Source organism: Ruegeria sp. G5, assembly GCF_056533365.1.
In genome coordinates this window covers 1-17530 of the sequence record NZ_JBQFOK010000015.1, presented here as the reverse complement: position 1 = coordinate 17530, position 17530 = coordinate 1, and the positions used below count along the sequence as shown (strand labels likewise).

The window sequence follows — 17530 nt, the reverse complement described above, 5'->3', positions numbered from 1 at the left end:
GTTCGGAGCCTCAATTTATGATCTAAACACTAATGATGCGGATCATGCCAATACGCTTGAAGCATGGAGGCTTGAAACCTCCTACGTGCCAGCACATCATTTATTTCGGCTAAGGTTTCAATAGGGTTCACGAATGCAACAAGAAGGATTTGGGACGTTTTGGGACAGGTCGGACCTGAGCCCTCTTGAGCATGCCTGTCTATCCTCTTTTACGCGCGCAGATCAGCCAATTTCGCTCTTCTCCTATGAAAAATCAATTGCGCGGCTACCCGAAGGCGTCATTCTGCGCGACGCATCCGAGGTGCTCCCTCTCACAAACAAGCTTGAGGATGTCCTAAAAAAATTTCCAGCGCGATTTTCAGACTTGTTTCGCCTGACGATGATGCAGGTCGAAAACCTGATATGGGTTGATTGCGATGTCTACTTTTTGAGACCCATAAATGTCGACGCCAATCTGGTTACAATCGGTCGAGAGTTTCGCGATGGCACCCGGTTCCTGTGGAATGGAGTCATGTACCTGGACCCATCCTCGGATCTGTTTGCAGATTATATGACAGTACTTTCAACAGACCGAATTCAATTTCGTGAATCCTGGGACACTAAAGTGGATATCAAGGATGAGGATAAATCAGCGCGTACCCTGTTCGATAGAATTGGACACGTGAATTTTTTCTCAGCCGACCTTCCAAGAAACTTCTTTGGCCCTGTCATGTTGTCATTGCTGGCCTTGGATCATCAGGATGTGCCGTTGACCCCGTCTTATGTGCATTACCCTTATGGCGCTCCCAAGCTCCGAAAGAACATTCACAATCCACAGAACAACCCGCTGAAAACGCCGAAAAATAGCGAGACTATCCATTTTTATGGTTCAATGGTAAGAAGCGTGTGCCAAAGGTATTGGACCCCATCTTCTGACCAGCCGCAAATGCTGCCACCTGGCAGTCTGCTTGCGCAAGCATTGGATGGCACGCTAAGCGGTTTTCTGAACAGCTGACGGCGGATTTCTTCGGCCTTTGTCGAAGCCCAATACAATCTCCCTTGCCACACGCCCACCCCAGTGCCATATGCAAAGGGCTTACGTTTTTCTATTTCGACCCACTGTCTCCTTTTCCGGCGCTCAGTCATTCGATCCAGACTACGACGCCAGGCTGCCGCATCCCCGTGGGCAGCACCAAACAGGAGAATACGGATATGCCCGCAGGCACCGTTAAATGGTTCAACACCACCAAAGGCTACGGCTTTATCGCGCCCGAAGATGGCGGCAAAGATGTGTTCGTGCACATCTCGTCCGTAGAACGCTCGGGCCTGACCGGCCTGGCCGACAACCAGAAAGTCACCTATGAGCTGCGCTCGGGTCGTGACGGCCGCGAAAGCGCGGATAATATTGAACTGGCGTAAGCCGTTCCAAGGGCAGAGGAAAACCTCTGCCCTTTTTGCGTCTACCAACACAACTGTGGCCCGTTGACGACATCACATTTCAGTTACTCTTGACCGCAGATTGACCAGATCGGCTATCATTCCGACACTATGGTCATGATTTTCCTGTTGTATTGAAGAGAACCGATATGTTTACACGCCGTGCATTCCTGACTGCCGCTGCCGTGACTAGCCTTGTACCAGGCGCAGCGATTGCAAAGAAAAAACCCGTCGAATATGACCCCACGCCCCAATTCGTTCGGGTCAAGAAAGAGTTTCTGCCGGGGCAGCTTCTGGTCGTCCCCCGATCGTTCTATTTGTACTATGTGACCGAGCCGCGCAAAGCGATCCGCTACGGTTGCGGCGTTGGCAGAGCGGGGCTGGAGTTCACGGGTACCGCAACGATTGACGTCAAGAAAGAATGGCCCACATGGCGCCCCACCGACGAAATGATCGAGCGTGAACCCATCACCTATGCGCGGTTCAAGGATAACGATTATGTCCAACCCGGTGGTGGCGACAACCCGCTGGGTGCCCGTGCGCTATACCTGTTTCAAAACGGCGTAGACACCTATTTCCGCATCCACGGCACAACCCAGCCGCAAACCATAGGACGTGCAGCCTCAAACGGTTGTATCCGCATGCTGAACGCGCATGTCGTGGATCTTTACGACCGCGTACCGATCGGAACCGTTGTGACGGTTGTCTGATTACGGGTTAATCGTCTGAACCAAGGTCAGAACGTGGGGACCCAAGTCCTCGACAATACGGCTGACACCCGTGGCATTGGGGTGGATTCCGTCTGGCTGCATGTACTCACGCGCGGCCTCCGGGTTCCCTTCGACAGTCAAACCCGTGAAAAAGCTTGGGGCATATGCAGTACCGTATTGTTGCGCTAATTCAGGGTACATCGCATCAAACGACGCTTTGTAGTCAGGACCGTAATTCCCCGGCGCCTGCATTCCAATCAATAGAACAGCGACGCCTTTGGCTTCGGCAGTCTTGACGATTGCCTCAAGATTGGACCGCGACACTGCTGGGTCGATCCCGCGCAGCAGATCGTTTCCGCCAAGGGCCACAACGATGCCGTCAACCTCTGGCGTCAAGGTCCAGTCAACGCGCGCGGCCCCGCCTGCAGTGGTATCCCCCGAGACACCAGCGTTGATAAGGCGAACATCAGCGCCCTGAGCCGCGAGCCAACGGTCAAGTTGCGGCACGAACCCATCTTGCTCGGGCAGCCCATAGCCCTGGGTAAGTGAATCGCCAAGCGCCGCGATCACAGTCGTTTCGGCTGTGGCTCCGAAACCGCAGCAGGTAAACAGCACCGTCATCAAAACCTTGCGCAACATCTTTAACGCTCCATATCAAATCCGAACGCCCAAGGTTGGAAAACGCAATGACCTCAATCGTCCTGTCCCTTAAGAATGCGGCATTGTCGTTGGATGGCAATGCCGGTCTGGTGGATATCCTGCACGATATCACATTGTCCGTGAACAAGGGGGAAACCTTGGGACTGGTCGGACCATCCGGGTCAGGTAAGTCTTCGCTGCTGATGTTGATGGGCGGGCTTGAACGCGCCACGGCCGGCACGATCGAGGTTTTGGGTCAGGATATGACCCGCTTGGATGAAGACGCTCTGGCCCGTTTCAGGCGGCAGTCGATGGGTGTTGTGTTTCAGAACTTTCATCTGATCCCAACCATGACCGCACTGGAAAACGTCGCGACCCCGCTGGAATTGGCGGGGCAGAAGGATGCCTTTACCCGGGCAGAGGCCGAATTGGACGCGGTTGGGTTGTCGCATCGGCGAAACCACTATCCCGCTCAGCTATCGGGTGGCGAGCAACAACGCGTCGCTTTGGCCCGGGCATCAGCGCCGCGACCGCAGATTCTATTGGCCGACGAACCTACGGGGAATTTGGACGAAGCAAATGGGGCGGCCATCGTAGACCTGTTGTTCGACCTTCGCGACAAGCACGGCGCGACGCTCATTCTGGTCACCCATAGCCACAGCCTTGCACGCCGGTGTGACCGCGTCGTTCGCTTGCGAGATGGGCGGATCGCCGAAGATACGCTGCAAGAGGCCGCCGAATGAGCCTGCGCCTTGCCGGGCGTTTGGCACGCCGTGAATTGCGTGGCGGGCTGCGCGGATTTCGGGTTTTTCTGGCTTGTCTTGCCCTTGGTGTTGCCGCGATCGCCGCAGTGGGTTCTGTCAGATATGCGATCCAAACCGGTCTCACCCAGGAAGGGGCAGCTCTTCTGGGCGGGGACGCCCAGTTGGAATTCACCTACCGCTTTGCCACAGACGAAGAGCGTGACTGGATGCTGCAGTCGGCCAACGCGATATCAGAGGTTGTCGATTTCCGGTCCATGGCGGTTTCGTCAGCTGGGGACAGCACGGATCGCGCGTTGACGCAGGTGAAGTCTGTCGACAACAGTTATCCGCTGCTGGGCACGCTGGTCCTTGAGCCGGATATCGCTCTATCAGAGGCGCTGAATGGCAATGGCGATCTGCCCGGTGCCGTCATGGACCCCTCTCTGATCGACAGGCTCAACCTGTCCATCGGATCCGTATTCGCTTTGGGAACCCAAGACTTTGTCCTAACCGCCGCTCTTGTGCATGAGCCCGATGGCGCCGCCGATGGGTTTGGGTTGGGACCACGTACCCTTGTCCGGACTAAAGATCTGCAGGCATCCGGACTGCTGGCTCCGGGGACACTGTTTTCGACTAAGTATCGCCTTTCGCTGCCGCAAGGTAATGACCTGGCAGAACTCTCTGGCTCCGCGCGCGACAATTTCGAGGGCACAGGGATGCGCTGGACCGATGCGCGAAACGGCGCCCCTGGAATATCCGAGTTCGTCGCACGCCTAAGCGCCTTTCTTGTCCTTGTTGGTCTATCGGGATTGGCCGTCGGGGGAATTGGTGTCTCGGCCGCGGTCCGCGCCTATCTGTCCCGAAAAACTGAAACGATCGCCACCTTGCGAACGCTTGGTGCAGATCGGGCGACGATTTTCCAGACGTATATGCTGCAGATAGGGGTCCTGTCCGGCGTGGGCGTACTGCTTGGGGTGGTTTTGGGCGGCGCGATCCCAGTTTTACTGGCCCCGCTGATCGAAGCACAATTGCCGGTACCCGCAGTTTTCGCGATCTATGCCCGCCCCCTGATCGAAGCCTCGCTTTACGGCTTACTGACCGCGTTTCTTTTCACGCTTTGGCCTTTGGCACGCACAGAACAGGTGCGCGCAGCGACCCTCTTTCGCGATGCTCTGACGTCGGCCCGGGTGTTCCCGCGACCTGTATTCTTACTGGCAACTGCCATAGGATTAGCCGTTCTGGTCGCTTTGGCAGCATGGTTCAGTGGTTCAACACGGCTGACCTTATGGACAGCCGGTGGGTTGATAGGGGCATTGGCACTGCTGGCACTGTCGGCCGTAATCATCCGAAAACTAGCCCGCGCGCTGACGCCGTGGGCTCGCGGGCGACCGGCACTGCGCTGGGCTCTGTCGGCCATCTCAGACCCGCGTGAAGGGGCCGCTTCCGTGGTTTTATCCCTGGGGTTGGGCCTTTCGGTCTTGGCCGCTGTAGGCCAAATAGACGGGACGCTGCGCAACGCGATTTCGGGCAACTTGCCGGATGTTGCCCCCTCGTACTTCTTCGTTGATATCCAAAAGGACCAGATGCCCGGTTTCCTTGAACGACTGGAAACCGACCCAGCCGTGAGCCGTATCGAAAGCGCACCTATGTTGCGTGGGATTATCACACAAATTAACGGGCGCGCAGCCCGCGATGTCGCCGGGGATCACTGGGTGCTGGACGGAGATCGCGGCGTGACATACTCGGAAAAACCACCCGAAAACGCTCGCATCACCACAGGGAAATGGTGGGACGAGACCTATACCGGCACCCCACAAGTCAGTTTCGCGACTGAAGAGGCCGAAGAAATGGGTCTTAAACTGGGCGACACTCTGACGGTAAACATACTCGGGCGGGATATATCTGCCGAAATCACCTCACTGCGTGAAGTTGATTTTTCGACGGCTGGCATGGGCTTTATTATGTCCATGAACCCCGCAGCATTAGCAGGTGCACCGCATAGTTTCATTGCAACGGTTTATGCCGAAGAGCAGGCCGAAGGTCCGATCTTGCGCGATCTTGCCGGGCAGTTCCCCAATATCACCGCTATCCGTGTGCGCGATGCGATAGATCGTGTCTCGGGCCTTTTGGCCGGGCTGGCTTCGGCAACCTCATACGGCGCGGGCGTATCGCTGTTGACCGGATTTTTGGTCCTGATCGGCGCTGCCGCGGCAGGTGAACCCGCACGCAGATACGAAGCTGCGGTTCTCAAGACACTGGGTGCAGACAGACGACGCATATTGTTAAGCTTTGCCCTGCGCGCAGTTTTTCTGGGAGCCGCCGCCGGGGGCGTCGCCTTGTTAACGGGGATATTGGGCGGATGGGCCGTCGCCACCTATATCTTCGACACTGCGTTCAGCATCATATGGCCGTCCGCCATAGGCATAGTCTTGGCCGGAGTTCTCGTGACCCTGGGCGCAGGTCTGGCCTTTGCCCTTCGCCCTCTTGCCGTGCGACCGGCCCGCATCTTGCGGGCCAGTGACTAGAACTAGCGAACGCAGGCGACCGGCTGAAGGATTTTCAACAGTTTGTCGTTGTCACAGACAAGCGCGTCCAAGGTGATTTCGTCCAGCGAGGCGTAAAAGACTTCGGCCGCGTCCTGCAGCGCCAAGCGTAATCTGCAAGCGTCGGTTAAAGGACAGGTATTGTCAGCGTCCGCAAAACACTCGGCCAAAGGCAAGTTTCCTTCGACATGACGAAAGACCGAGCCAATACGAATCTGTTCGGCCGGTCGCGCCAGAGCCATACCGCCGTTCCGTCCGCGCTGCGTGCTGAGATATTCAAGCTGGCTAAGCTGATTGATCACCTGCGCCAGATGATTTTCCGAGATATTACAAACCTCTGCGATCTCGGACTTGGTCACCAGCCGATCCTGATGCGCGGCGCAGTACATCAACAGGCGTACTGCAATGTTCGTCCTTTTGGTAATGCGCATGATTGCCTCCCAGTTTTCACGATGCGACCTTATTGCATGTCTTGCAAAAAAGCGGTTTGACATACATCAATCAGCGAAACAGGAACCGAGATCCCATGGCAGACCCCTACTTCTTTGGCTATGGCAGCCTTGTGAACCTTGCGACGCACGATTTCCCCGACCCGCGACCCGCCCGGTTGCAAGGCTGGAAGCGCGTCTGGCGCCACACCGACTTGCGGCAGGTCGCCTTCCTGACCGTCGTGCCTGATCCGGACACCGAGATTGAAGGAATGATCGCGCACGTGCCCAAAAACGACTGGGCCGCATTGGACAAGCGCGAATGGGCTTACGACCGGGTACCAGCCACACAATCGGTGTCACACCCGCTTACCCATGAGGTCGAGATCGCAGTTTATGCGGTCCCCCATGATAAGCAGAACGAACCGACGAACCGCCATCCACTTGTTCTCAGCTATATTGACGTAGTGGTTCAGGGGTACTTGCGGGCATACGGCGAAGATGGCGCAGACCGGTTCTTTGCCACCACTGATGGTTGGGACGTACCTATCCTCAACGATCGGGCTGCACCACGATACCCACGGCATCAACAACTGAAAGCGAGCGAGGCGGAGTTCGTTGACGATCGCCTGCGACGACTTTCAGTAGATATCGTCAGCCAAGCATAGAAAAAGGCGGGGGCCGTTAACCCCGCCTTGTAACAGTTTTCATCAGCGAATTACCCGCGCGCGCGGATAACCTGAAGCAATGGTAAAAGGGCTGCCATCTCGGGTCCCCGCTCCATTCCGGTCAACGCTTTGCGCAGGGGCATGAACAGGCCTTTGCCTTTTCGACCTGTCGCTTCTTTGACTGACGCCGTCCAGGTCGACCAGCTGTCACTGTCCAGCGGGCCTTCCGGCAACAGAGAAATGGCTTGCGCGATAAACTCTTGGTCCTCGTCAGCGATCAAAGGCTCCGCGCCGTCGCGGCACAGGTCCCACCATCCCTTGAGGTCGGCCAGAGTCGTGATGTTTTCGCGAGCCATCGCCCAGAAGGGTTCTGCCAATTCTGCCGGAACGCCCGCCCCTGCAACGGCATCGGCCACAGCTGACAGATCCAGCGATTGCAGGTGTTTGGCCGTCAGCGGGAACAGGTCTTGAACGTCAAATTTGGTCGGCGCCGCGCCAAAGCGGTTTACATCAAAACCCTCGATCAGTTCGGCCATGTCCGCGCGCAGCTCGACCGGATCAGATGACCCCAAGCGCGCCATCAGACTCAGCAGGGCCATTGGCTGTACGCCTTGTTCACGCAGATCGCGCAGGGCCAAAGTGCCCAAACGTTTGGACAGAGCCTCACCTTGTGGACCCGTCAGCAAGGAATGGTGGGCAAAACGGGGACATTGGCCACCCAGCGCCTCGATAATCTGAATCTGGGTTGCGGTGTTGGTGACGTGGTCAGAGCCGCGCACAACATCGGTCACACCCATTTCTGTGTCATCTACCACCGAAGCGATGGTATACAGAACCTGGCCATCGCCGCGTATGAGCACGGGATCAGAGACCGAGGCTGCGTCAATCGAAATGTCACCCAGAATCCCGTCTGTCCATTCGATGCGCTCATGGTCCAGTTTAAAGCGCCAGACACCATTTCCCCGCTCGGCACGAAGCGCTTCTTTCTCGGCGTCGCTGAGGTTGAGCGCGGCCCGGTCATAAACCGGTGGCTTGCCCATATTCAGTTGCTTTTTGCGCTTAAGGTCCAGCTCGGTTGGCGTTTCAAACGCCTCATAAAACCGACCCATTTCGCGCAATTTGTCCGCGGCTTCAGCATAGCGATCCAAGCGGTCGGACTGACGTTCGATCCGATCCCAATGCAGACCCAGCCACTCCATATCCTGCTTGATGGCATCGACATATTCTTCCTTCGACCGCTCGGGGTCAGTGTCGTCGATACGCAGGATGAACGTGCCGCCTGCTTTGCGGGCGATCAGATAGTTCATCAGGGCGGTACGCAGATTGCCCACGTGGATATAGCCGGTGGGCGACGGGGCGAAACGGGTGGTTGTCATAGGAGTCTCCTGTTGGCGCGGCTCATGTCATACGGGGGGCGTTTTGTCCAGTCACTGCGCCTGTTCACGGGAACGTCAGATGCATGTTGAAAACCGTGACCTATCTAAAGATGGCTCGCACACACAGGGAGACACAAAATGACTGTTAAATTGACCCGCCGGGCTGCATTGGGTGCAGCGGCGGCTTTGCCATTTGCATCAGCTGCTGCGCCGGTTCTGGCGGCAGGCACAGAAACCAAAGCCAATTCGACCATCGCAAAATCATTTACGCTGGGCGACTTCACCGTTACATCGCTATTGGACGGCAGCCTTCCGCGAGACGGCGCCAAGGAAATCTTTGGCGGCGGCGCTTCTGATGAAGACTTTGCCAAAGTGTCGGCCGACAACTTCATCCCGGCAGATGCAGCCCAATTCTTCTTCACGCCAACACTGGTGAACACCGGGTCCGAGCTTGTCCTGTTTGACACCGGACTTGGTCAGGGCGGTATCCAAGCCGCGCTGGCGGATGCGGGTGTGACGCCGGATCAGATCGACGTGGTCGTTCTGACTCACATGCACCCCGACCATATCGGCGGCATGACAACCAACGATGCCCCAACCTTCACCAAGGCACGTTTTGTGACCGCAGCCCCGGAATATGATTTCTGGGCCGCACAGGATGCGGGTAACCGCGTGGGTGATCTGGTTACAGCCAAGGTGAAACCCCAAGCCGAGAAACTGTCGTTCCTCACAGATGGTGGTGAGGTTGCATCGGGTATAACCGCTGTCGCGGCTTATGGTCATACGCCGGGTCACACGGTTTACCATCTGGAAAGCAATGGTCAGCGTCTTGTTTTGACTGCGGATCTGGCAAACCACTACGTCTGGTCATTCGCGCACCCGGAATGGGAAGTTCGTTTTGACATGGATAAGGAAGCAGCGACGGCGTCACGCCGCAAAGTTCTGGGAATGCTGGCGGCCGACAAAGTGCCGATGATCGGCTTCCACATGCCTTTCCCAGCGGCCGGTTTCGTGGAAACCCGTGGTGACGGCTTCCGCTTTGTACCGGTCAGCTATCAGATGATGGGCTAAGGGCTAGTACCCTGTATCCGGCCGCACAATTGAGCCATCCGTAAATCGGGACAGGCGAAAGGCGGCCGGATCAACACATGGCGTTGTTCTGGCAACCAGATCGGCCATCAACCGCCCCGCTCCGGGGCCAATACCGAAACCGTGCCCTGAGAAACCGGTCGCCACATACATTCCGGGTATCGTTTCCACGTCCGAGATTACGGGGATCGCATCCGGGGTGACATCAATCAGCCCCGCCCAGCTTTGGATAAGCTCGGCTTTTTGCAACGCAGGCAGCCCCTTTTGCGCCTTGCTCCACGCCCGCCTCAGCACTTTCTGTGATGGTTCGGGATCCAGAACCCGACAGTGTTCAAAAGGCGTGACGTCGGTTGGAAGCCACGACCTGTCATAGCCCGCTTCGACAGACCAGCGCTTGGACAAACGGAACCGAAGCGATCGCCATTCCTGATGGAATGCGGGCAAGAACTGGCGCGCCAATCTGAAACTGTCCGGCACGATATCAACCGTATTTTCATGCCCCGACGCGATCGTGTACCCACCGTCGGCCCGTTTGCGAACCGCGAAATCATCCGACCATACGGCGGCTTCGGGACCTTGCGCAGGTGAGGTCCGCAGAACAGTGTTCAACACTTTGAGCTGTGGGATATCGATGCCAGCGTTCCCAGCAAACAATCGTGACCAGGCGCCCCCGGCCAGAACAACATAGTCACAGGCGACGCGCCCGCGTTCTGTGAATACACCCGCAATTCGTCCAGCATGCACATCGACGCTGCGAACGGCACAGTTCGTCATTAGCACAGCCCCTCTGTCCCGTGCCGCTTCTGCGATTGCAGGCGCTGCCCATTGCGGCTCGGCCCGGCCATCGAGAGGCATGAACAAAGCCTGCTCAATAATCATGTGCTGGTCCGGTAATAATGCGGCCAAGGCTTGCCCGGATACCATCGTCGCACCCGTCTCAAGCCGGTCGACATGGCGCATCCATCGTTGCAGGTTTTCAGCGTCGCGCTTGCCTGACGCTGAAAACAAGATGCCCGAGCGGGTAAAGCCTGTTTTTCGGCCCGTGCGTTGATCCAACCCGTCCCAAATGCGCTGCGCTTCCAGCATCAACGGGATTTCGCGCGGATCACGCAAACCCAAGCGGACCCATCCCCAATTGCGAGAGCTCTGTTCGCCCGCGATCTGCCCTTTTTCACACAGCAGGACACGCGCACCACGTTCAGACAGCTCGTAAGCTGTTGCGGCACCAATAATCCCACCTCCGATAACGACGACATCGACATTTTTCGGAAGATTCAGATCAGGTTCTACAAATGTCGGTTTGGGGCCGGGCATCAGCCGCTCTTACATCATTGCTCGGACCGCAATGAATGCCTGAGACCTGACCAGAGGCAATACGACCCTAGTCGGGTTTGCCACTATTTTCGTGATATGTGTTCTTGCGCACACGCGCGGCGGTTTCAGCCGATCGCCTCAAAGGCTGCAGCATCAGGCTGCGCCGACGAGTTCCGCCCATTTCTGCTTCAATGATGCGGTAAACCCAATAACCGTATCAGTGTCTTCTTCGGCAAGCTCTTCTGCTTCCGAAAGGTCGGCATATGTCGTTTCAGCCTGAGGGTTCACATCTGCCTTGACCGGTGCTTTGGGTTGTTCTTGTTGCAAGAGGTCAGAAATCGCCAGATCAAGCTTGGACTCATCCAAAGCCTGGCCTTCGGATTCCATAGATCTCCACGGAAGCGGAGAATGGAGCGGTTTGTCGTATTCCTCACGCATAGCGATACCAAATCGTTAACACAGCCACCAAATTTTAAGTGTCCCGCACAACCCAGACCAGAACTTTACTCGTCTCTCTGCAGCAAACAGAATTGCGTCACACTCGCCCGACATCGGGCAACAATACAGCTAAAATATGGCCAAAAGGCGGCACCGCTTCAAGCGACAAGGACCTTTTTCGCAGAAGAACGGATAACTCAGCAACGAAAGCGAAACACTTTCGCATAAAGCGAGTTATTGAGGCTAATTTGCGGACAATTATCCGCGCAAAATCAGGACGGATCCCGCCACCGATTCACGATTGGATACCGTCGATCCAACCAGAACGCGCGGCTGGTCAGACGTGTACCCGGAGCGGACTGAAAGCGTTTATACTCGCTGATATAAACCAGATGCTCGACCCGGCGCGCATCCTCTTCGGTGAAGCCAGCGGCGACGCAATCTGCAATTGACCCGTCCTGATCTATCAGGATATCCAGAATCGCATCCAATACGGGGTAGTCCGGCAGACTGTCACTGTCTTTTTGGTCGGCGCGCAATTCGGCACTCGGGGGTTTGTCGATAACCGAAGGGCGAATAACCTCGCCTTCTGGCCCCATCATCCATGCGCGATGGTTGGAATTACGCCAGCGACAGGTTTCGAACACGCGCGTTTTGTACAAATCCTTGATCGGGTTGTAGCCACCGTTCATATCGCCATAAATCGTGGCATAGCCGACTGCCACCTCAGATTTGTTGCCGGTGGTCAAAAGCATCTCACCGAATTTGTTCGACATTGCCATCAACAGCAGCCCGCGCAGGCGGGACTGGATGTTTTCTTCGGTCAGGTCCTCGTCCCGCCCGGCGAATATCGGGGCCAAGGTCGCCGTTACCGCTGCGCGGCTTTCCGAAATCGGAACGTAATCATAGTGAACGCCCAGTGCCTTGGCGACTGCCTCAGCGTCATCCAGAGATAACTGGCTGGTATATTCCGACGGCAACATGACACAGCGTACGTTTTCCGCGCCAATCGCATCCACCGCGATGGTCGCAACCAAGGCCGAGTCCACGCCACCCGAAAGACCCAACACCGCCTTACGAAACCCAGTCTTACCCATGTAATCCCGCAGGGATTGAACCATCGCGCGATAGTCCTGCTCCCACGCATCAGGCTGGGGCACAATCTCGGACGGCACTATGCGCCAACCGTCATCACCGCGTTCCAGATCGACATGGGTTACGGCCTCGTCAAAAACCGGCATGCGAAACGCAAGCTCACCTCCCGGGTTCAGGCCGAAGGTCGCGCCGTCAAATACCTGATCATCCTGCGCGCCGACCATGTTCAGGTAAATCAACGGCAAACCGGTTTCGACAACCCGCGCAACCATGTGGTTCAGACGCACGTCATACTTGTCGCGGTAATAAGGCGATCCATTCGGGATCAGAAGAAACTCGGCCCCTGTTTCTTCCAGTGTCTCGGCGACATCTGGATGCCAGCTGTCCTCGCAGATCGGGCTGCCGATGCGGGTATTGCCGACCGAATAAGGCCCACCAAGAGGGCCAGAGTCATACAGGCGCACTTCGTCAAAGACAGTCTCGTTCGGCAAATGGTGCTTGAGCACCTTGCTGCCCACCTTTCCGTTTTTCAGAATCAGATAGGCGTTGAAAAGGCTGCCATCCTCGACCCACGGGCCACCGATGGCCAATGCAGGGCCGTCTGCGCATTTTTCCGCCAAAGCTTCAACCGCTGACATAGCCGCCCGATGGAACGCCGGTTTCATCACCAGGTCCTGCGTATTGTAGCCTGTGATGAACATTTCGGGCAAAGCGATCATGTCGGCCCCGGCTGCACGCGCTTGTTCCCAAGCATCGAAGGCCTTAGCCGCATTGCCGTCGATATCCCCGACAACTGGGTTAAGTTGCGCCAGAGTGATGCGGAAACGGTCGGCCATGGTGCCCTCTTGCCCTCGTCTGTTCTAATGCCATTTACCAGATCGCGCCGCGAGGAAAAGGCAAATACGGCAAAAGCCGTTGCCCTGTCTCCAACGGTATCTTAGTTTTGCGCCAAAGGATGATAACCGGGCAGGCCGAGACAACCATGAACGCATTCCGTACCTCAATTGCTGCAACGGCGATCGCTTTGACGGCTTTGGCCGCGAATGCGCAGGATAGCCAAGTGATCACGGCTGACGATGAGGTCGGTGGCGTCTACGAAGGCACCTTCCTGAACGGCCTGAGACACGGCACCGGCACGTATCGCCTGCCAAACGGCTTTGAATATGCGGGGGAATGGGCCGAAGGCGAAATTCAGGGGCAAGGTATAGCCCGATACGCCAATGGCTCGGTCTACGAGGGTACATTTGCCAATGGACAGCCCGAAGGCCAGGGCAAAATCGTCTATCCGGACGGCGGCAGCTACGAAGGCGAATGGGCCGACGGATCGATAAACGGCACTGGTGTGGCGATATATGCCAACGGCGTGCGTTATGCCGGTGGGTTCAAGGATGCGCGCTATCACGGTAGCGGCGTTCTGACAGATCCAAGCGGCTACATCTATGATGGTGACTGGGTCGAAGGTGTCAAACAAGGCACCGGCAAGATCACCTCGGCCCAAGGCAACGTCTACGAAGGCGAAATTCTGAACGGCAAGCGTCACGGACAGGGCACATTGTCCGTCCCGGACGGCATGACCTATTCCGGAGAATGGCTCGAAGATCGCATGACCGGCAAGGGCCGACAGGTTCTGGCAAACGGGGATGTTTACGAAGGCGATCTAATCGACGGTCGACGGCAGGGAAAAGGTAAAGCGACCTACGCCAACGGAGCAATCTACGAAGGCGACTATGTCGATGACCGGCGGCACGGAAAAGGCCGTTTCCTGGGCTCGGATGGGTTTGAGTATAATGGCGAATGGGCCGAAGGTCAGATCGATGGCTTTGGTGAAATGACGTACCCTGACGGCTCGGTTTATGTCGGGGATTTCAGCTCGGATCTGCCGCACGGCAAGGGGACCCACACGTATCCCGATGGCATCATCTATGACGGGGATTGGATTGCGGGCATCTTTGAGGGCAACGGCACGGCGACCTATCCAAACGGCGTGGTCTACACAGGACAGTTCAAAAACGGCCTCAGCCACGGAACCGGTGTACTGACATTCGCAAATGGTTACCGCTACGAAGGGGACTGGGTTGAAGGGGCGAGACAAGGCGTTGGCAAAGCCAGCTTCCCTGACGGCACTGTCTACGAAGGTGAATTCGTGGACGGCAATCGCCACGGTCAAGGCACCATCACCACTCCGCGTGGTTTTACATATACTGGCAGTTGGGCGGACGGAAAGATCAGCGGCAGTGGAACGGCGACCTATGCAACGGGCGACGTCTACGAAGGCAACTTTCTGGACAACAAACGCCACGGCGACGGCACGATGCGCTATGCGAACGGCGAAGAAGAGTCCGGCACGTGGGAGAATGGCGTTCTGCCCAGCGAAAACAGGATCGAACCCGAAGCCGCGGCACCCAACGATACACCCGCCCAAGAGCCCGCGTCTGACACACCCTCGGACGGTTAAGCCGCTACCACGGCACAGGTCTTCCAGACCAATCGAAAAAACCACCCGTTTCAGCGGGGGTCAGGTTGCCCACCACGGTCAGCAGGTTTTGCGCGGCCTCAGCTGGGGCGACCGCAGGGTGACGACCTACGTATTTCCGAGTGAACTCGGTCCGCACAGTTCCGGGGTGCAACGAAACGCAGATCGCATGCTTATGGGTTCGGGCAAGTTCGATCGCAGTCGTATGTACGATCTGGTTCACAGCGGCCTTGGAGGCACGATAGCTAATCCACCCACCTAACCGGTTGTCACCGATCGACCCAACCCTTGCAGACAAAACTGCAAACACTGCGCGGGTGTCTCTGGGCATCAGACGACTTGCATGCGCCAAAATCAGCGCAGGACCAACCGCATTCAGCGCGAACTGGTTCATCATAGCCTCTGCCGACACGCCCTTGATTGTCTTTTCGGGCACCGCCCCATCAATCTCTAAGGCACCGGACGCGACCAGAATAAGATCAAAGGGGCCATCCAAAGCCTGCAAGGCCGCATTAATCCGATCAGGGTCCATCAGATCGAACCCGTCCGACGACCGGGACAGTGTCGTGACGGATACCGACTGTTGAAGCAATTGGTTGTGAACGGCTGACCCAATTCCGCCTGATGCGCCGATGACAAGTGCAGTTTTCATTTTCGACCATCTAGCAGCCACTCACCTTCGATCAACTGATGCGAAAAAACTAAGTTCGCCAAGGCAAAGCCGAAATTTCCATCTTTTCATTCCTGGTGCGCACTGTATAACCTCAACCTCATGATCAACCGCGCAGATATCCCTTTTGCCCACACCGCCCCTCGCGGTGCGTCGCTGCGTGGCCTACTGATCCTAATCCGCCTCTGAGCGTGCCATCCGGCGCGCCCGCTCAGAGGAGGACGCCAGCGCGCCAAAGGCTTTAGGACAGAAGAAGAAAGAGAATCCCATGACAAACGTGACCGACCAAGACCGCGTCTTGATCTTTGACACCACTTTGCGCGACGGCGAGCAAAGCCCCGGCGCAACCATGACCCATAACGAAAAGCTCGAGATTGCCGAACTTTTGGACGAAATGGGCGTCGATATCATCGAAGCCGGCTTCCCGATCGCATCCGAAGGCGATTTCAAAGCGGTCAGCGAGATTGCCGAGCGTTCGAAAAACAGCCGCATCTGCGGTCTGGCCCGCGCAAATTTTGCCGATATCGACCGGTGCTGGGACGCCGTTAAACACGCTGAAAAAAGTCGTATCCATACGTTTATCGGCACTTCGCCACTGCATCGCGCCATTCCGAACCTGACGCAGGATGAAATGGCTGAGAAAATCCATGAAACGGTCAGCCATGCCCGTAACCTGTGCGAAAACGTGCAGTGGTCGCCGATGGATGCCACCCGGACCGAATGGGATTACCTGTGCCGTGTTATCGAAATTGCGATCATGGCAGGGGCCACGACGATCAACATCCCGGACACTGTTGGGTACACCGCACCTGTGGAGAGCGCCGACCTGATCAAGCGCCTGATCGAAACCGTACCGGGCGCGGATGAGGTCATCTTTGCCACCCACTGTCACAACGACCTTGGCATGGCGACCGCGAACTCGCTGGCCGCCGTCGCTGGTGGGGCGCGTCAGATTGAATGCACCATCAACGGATTGGGCGAACGCGCGGGCAACACCGCACTGGAAGAGGTCGTCATGGCCCTGCGCACCCGCAACGACATCATGCCTTGGCATACGGGTATCGACACGACCAAGATCATGCATATCTCGCGCCGGGTCGCGACGGTGTCAGGCTTCAACGTGCAGTTCAACAAAGCCATCGTTGGCAAGAATGCTTTTGCACATGAAAGCGGTATCCATCAGGACGGCATGCTGAAAAACCGCGAGAATTTCGAGATCATGCGTCCCGAAGATATCGGTCTGTCCGGCACGTCTTTACCGCTGGGCAAACACTCTGGCCGAGCAGCGTTGCGCGACAAGCTCGAAACCCTCGGGTTTGATGTGGGCGACAACCAGCTCAAAGATATCTTTGTGCGGTTCAAAGACCTGGCCGACCGCAAGAAAGAAGTATTCGACGATGACCTCATCGCGTTAATGACGATGGATGAGCACGACGATTACCTGCAGCTGGTGTCGATGAAGGTCACCTGCGGCACAGGCGGCCAAGCGGAATCAACCGTTGAGCTTGAGATGGACGGCAAAGACATCATCGCAACCGAACACGGAGACGGTCCGGTCGATGCAACATTCAAGGCAATCAGAAAGGTCTATCCGAACAAAGCCCATCTTCAGCTTTATCAGGTGCATGCGGTGACCGAAGGGACCGATGCGCAGGCGACGGTATCAGTTCGTTTGGAAGAAGACGGCATGATAGCGACCGGCCAATCGGCGAATACGGACACTGTCGTAGCTTCGGCCAAGGCGTATATCCATGCATTGAACCGCTTGATCATGCGTCGTGAAAAAGCAGGCCCAGGCGCGGATACACGCGAGATCAGCTATAAAGACCTGACCTGACGCGTTGAACGGGGTCTCCCGCAACCGCGGGTGCCCGGCTTCGCCGACCAACCTTACGGTTTTTGAGCCCGGCAGCGCGCCCGTGGCGCGC

The 17530-nt window shown here is 56.8% G+C and carries 16 protein-coding genes; 9 read left to right on the top strand and 7 right to left on the bottom strand.

The window, feature by feature from the left end:
* The first annotated feature begins 379 nt into the window (after positions 1-379).
* The 3 genes from ACR0BD_RS19000 to ACR0BD_RS18990 all read left to right on the top strand — a co-directional run bounded on the left by ACR0BD_RS19000 (position 380) and on the right by ACR0BD_RS18990 (position 2126).
* Entirely contained in the window at positions 380-994 is a 615-nt protein-coding gene (locus ACR0BD_RS19000; RefSeq protein WP_480832778.1) for a hypothetical protein, read from the top strand.
* A 197-nt stretch (positions 995-1191) separates the two neighbouring features.
* Positions 1192-1398 (top strand): cold-shock protein, encoded by a 207-nt coding sequence (locus tag ACR0BD_RS18995; RefSeq protein WP_155149991.1) that lies wholly within the window; start codon positions 1192-1194, stop codon positions 1396-1398.
* Positions 1399-1565: 167 nt separating this feature from the next.
* Positions 1566-2126 (top strand): L,D-transpeptidase, encoded by a 561-nt coding sequence (locus tag ACR0BD_RS18990; protein ID WP_480832776.1) that lies wholly within the window; start codon positions 1566-1568, stop codon positions 2124-2126.
* On the opposite strand, the gene ACR0BD_RS18985 is transcribed toward ACR0BD_RS18990, so the two are convergent.
* Entirely contained in the window at positions 2127-2765 is a 639-nt protein-coding gene (locus ACR0BD_RS18985; RefSeq protein ID WP_480832774.1) for an arylesterase, read from the bottom strand.
* A 47-nt stretch (positions 2766-2812) separates the two neighbouring features.
* Here ACR0BD_RS18985 and ACR0BD_RS18980 point away from each other — a divergent pair, with 47 nt between their 5' ends.
* Positions 2813-3508 carry an ABC transporter ATP-binding protein gene (locus ACR0BD_RS18980; RefSeq protein ID WP_480832772.1) on the top strand — a complete coding sequence of 232 codons (696 nt, stop codon included), beginning with the start codon at positions 2813-2815 and terminating at the stop codon, positions 3506-3508.
* On the top strand, positions 3505-6033 hold the full coding sequence (locus ACR0BD_RS18975; RefSeq protein WP_480832770.1) for an ABC transporter permease: 2529 nt from the start codon (positions 3505-3507) through the stop codon (positions 6031-6033). The genes ACR0BD_RS18980 and ACR0BD_RS18975 overlap by 4 nt, the downstream gene beginning before the upstream one ends.
* 2 nt (positions 6034-6035) lie before the next feature.
* Here ACR0BD_RS18975 and ACR0BD_RS18970 read toward each other — a convergent pair whose 3' ends face one another.
* Positions 6036-6482, bottom strand: coding sequence for an RrF2 family transcriptional regulator (locus ACR0BD_RS18970; protein ID WP_480695121.1), 447 nt, complete (start codon positions 6480-6482; stop codon positions 6036-6038).
* 95 nt (positions 6483-6577) lie between these two features.
* Here ACR0BD_RS18970 and ACR0BD_RS18965 point away from each other — a divergent pair, with 95 nt between their 5' ends.
* Complete coding sequence (locus tag ACR0BD_RS18965) at positions 6578-7147, top strand: gamma-glutamylcyclotransferase family protein (RefSeq protein ID WP_480832769.1); 570 nt, start codon at positions 6578-6580, stop codon at positions 7145-7147.
* Positions 7148-7197: 50 nt separating this feature from the next.
* Here the strand turns inward: ACR0BD_RS18965 and gltX are convergent, their stop codons facing one another.
* On the bottom strand, positions 7198-8523 hold the full coding sequence (gene gltX, locus ACR0BD_RS18960) for a glutamate--tRNA ligase (RefSeq protein ID WP_480832767.1): 1326 nt from the start codon (positions 8521-8523) through the stop codon (positions 7198-7200).
* 138 nt (positions 8524-8661) lie between these two features.
* Here gltX and ACR0BD_RS18955 point away from each other — a divergent pair, with 138 nt between their 5' ends.
* Positions 8662-9594 carry an MBL fold metallo-hydrolase gene (locus ACR0BD_RS18955; protein ID WP_480832765.1) on the top strand — a complete coding sequence of 311 codons (933 nt, stop codon included), beginning with the start codon at positions 8662-8664 and terminating at the stop codon, positions 9592-9594.
* Positions 9595-9597: 3 nt separating this feature from the next.
* Here ACR0BD_RS18955 and ACR0BD_RS18950 read toward each other — a convergent pair whose 3' ends face one another.
* From ACR0BD_RS18950 to ACR0BD_RS18940, 3 genes are all read right to left on the bottom strand, one after another.
* On the bottom strand, positions 9598-10926 hold the full coding sequence (locus ACR0BD_RS18950) for an NAD(P)/FAD-dependent oxidoreductase (protein ID WP_480832763.1): 1329 nt from the start codon (positions 10924-10926) through the stop codon (positions 9598-9600).
* Between the two features lie 153 nt (positions 10927-11079).
* Positions 11080-11313 (bottom strand): hypothetical protein, encoded by a 234-nt coding sequence (locus ACR0BD_RS18945; RefSeq protein ID WP_480832762.1) that lies wholly within the window; start codon positions 11311-11313, stop codon positions 11080-11082.
* 323 nt (positions 11314-11636) lie between these two features.
* Positions 11637-13295 carry an NAD+ synthase gene (locus tag ACR0BD_RS18940; RefSeq protein ID WP_480832760.1) on the bottom strand — a complete coding sequence of 553 codons (1659 nt, stop codon included), beginning with the start codon at positions 13293-13295 and terminating at the stop codon, positions 11637-11639.
* 146 nt (positions 13296-13441) lie between these two features.
* Between ACR0BD_RS18940 and ACR0BD_RS18935 the strand changes: the two genes are divergently transcribed.
* Positions 13442-14914, top strand: a complete 1473-nt coding sequence (locus ACR0BD_RS18935) for an MORN repeat-containing protein (RefSeq protein ID WP_480832758.1) — start codon at positions 13442-13444, stop codon at positions 14912-14914.
* Between the two features lie 4 nt (positions 14915-14918).
* On the opposite strand, the gene ACR0BD_RS18930 is transcribed toward ACR0BD_RS18935, so the two are convergent.
* Entirely contained in the window at positions 14919-15584 is a 666-nt protein-coding gene (locus ACR0BD_RS18930) for an SDR family NAD(P)-dependent oxidoreductase (RefSeq protein WP_480832756.1), read from the bottom strand.
* A gap of 286 nt (positions 15585-15870) precedes the next feature.
* Between ACR0BD_RS18930 and ACR0BD_RS18925 the strand changes: the two genes are divergently transcribed.
* Positions 15871-17439 (top strand): 2-isopropylmalate synthase, encoded by a 1569-nt coding sequence (locus ACR0BD_RS18925; RefSeq protein WP_480832754.1) that lies wholly within the window; start codon positions 15871-15873, stop codon positions 17437-17439.
* Positions 17440-17530 lie beyond the last annotated feature (91 nt).